The sequence below is a fragment of the Microcoleus sp. B4-C1 genome (assembly GCF_036705285.1).
Taxonomy (GTDB): Bacteria; Cyanobacteriota; Cyanobacteriia; order Cyanobacteriales; family Microcoleaceae; genus Microcoleus.
Genome location: NZ_JAUBUC010000230.1, coordinates 1 through 1,363, shown reverse-complemented (window position 1 = coordinate 1,363; position 1,363 = coordinate 1). Strand labels below are relative to the sequence as shown.

At 43.3% G+C, this 1,363-nt stretch carries 1 protein-coding gene; it reads right to left on the bottom strand.

The window, feature by feature from the left end:
• Positions 1-52: 52 nt before the first annotated feature.
• The gene (locus tag QUB26_RS31815) at positions 53-1,234 is read right to left on the bottom strand and encodes a transposase (RefSeq protein WP_333247085.1); all 1,182 of its coding nucleotides are present in this window, start codon (positions 1,232-1,234) and stop codon (positions 53-55) included.
• Positions 1,235-1,363: the final 129 nt, after the last annotated feature.

Below are 1,363 nucleotides of genomic sequence, written 5' to 3'. Positions count from 1 at the left end.
TTGACACTCCCTTGCCTAAAGGCGCAGGGATTCTTGGATCATCCAGTCGAACTTATCTCTGTTTGGCTACCATCAGCGAGTAGAGATCGGTCTGTCCCCCAGCGTAAATTTCGGTGTGCCCCACCGTATTTAAATTGATTCCTGCCTGCTTCAATCCCTTTGCCAAAATGTTTTTTCCGGCATTATGGTCGCGATCTAACACCACACCACAACCACAAATATGGGTTCGAGTTGACAGAGTTTTTTTAACCAGGTTGCCACAGTGTGAACATTCCTGAGATGTGTACTGAGGAGCAACAGCAATAACTGTTTTGCCGTACACTTTTCCAAAGTATTCCAACCATTGAGCAAACTGTGACCACGCAGCATCGCTAATTGATTTAGCGAGTTTATGGTTCTTAACCATGTTCCGCACCTGAAGGTCTTCGTAGGCTACAAAATCGTTAGATTTCACCGCGCACAACGCCGTCTTAATGGCGAAGTCTTTACGCTGTCGACTGACCTTCAGGTGTTTTCTTCCTAACTTGTTGATCGCTTTTTTTCGATTTTTAGAACCTTTCTTTTTCCGAGAAACTCGCTTCTGCGATCTCTTCAGAGCTTTTTCGCTTTTGCGGAGATACCGAGGATTAGGAACTGTTTCGCCATCGCTATCAGTATAAAAATGGTTTAATCCGACATCTATTCCAATGGCTTTACCAGTGGAAATAGCTTCCTCTTTCCGTTCCACATTGATACAAAATTGAGCGTAGTATCCGTCGGCACGACGCACGACTCTGATTCGTTTAATCTCGTTTGGCGCGTAGAAATACAAATCCCGACTACCAACCAACTTGAACTTCCCAGCAGCGAAGCCGTCTTTAAATGTTAAACATCTTTTGTCGGCAGAAAGTGACCAACCCGATTGTTTGTACTCAACGGAACGAGTGTGTTTTTTGAACTGCGGGAATCCCTTTTTCCCTGGTTTCTTTGCTTTGCAATTAGCAAAAAAACGCCCTATAGCAAAAATGGCACGCTCCGCCGAAGCTTGACGTGCCGTCGAGTTAAGCTTGCCTGCCCATTCAAACTCTTTCGCCATAATGGCACACTGTTTGTATAGGTCTACCAGCTTAATTCCTTGATTGTCTATCCAATGTCTAAGAGTTTTGTTTCGGACAAATTGAGCCGTCCGAATCATTTCGTCCATGATCCGATATTGCTCCGCTTTGCCTTTCAACTTAAACTCTAATACTATCATGGGAATAGTTTATCATTATTTTTACTGCAACTTTTACCCACAAAATCTACCTATTTAACAATTATTTACAAATTGTAGAAATTAAAGCCGTCCTAGAAGGACGGGGCTTTAGACCCACTTTTGCGGTAA

Coding starts and splice junctions, on each gene's coding strand:
- QUB26_RS31815 (WP_333247085.1), bottom strand. CDS start 1,234: ATGATAGTATTAGAGTTTAAGTTGAAAGGCAAAGCGGAGCAATATCGG.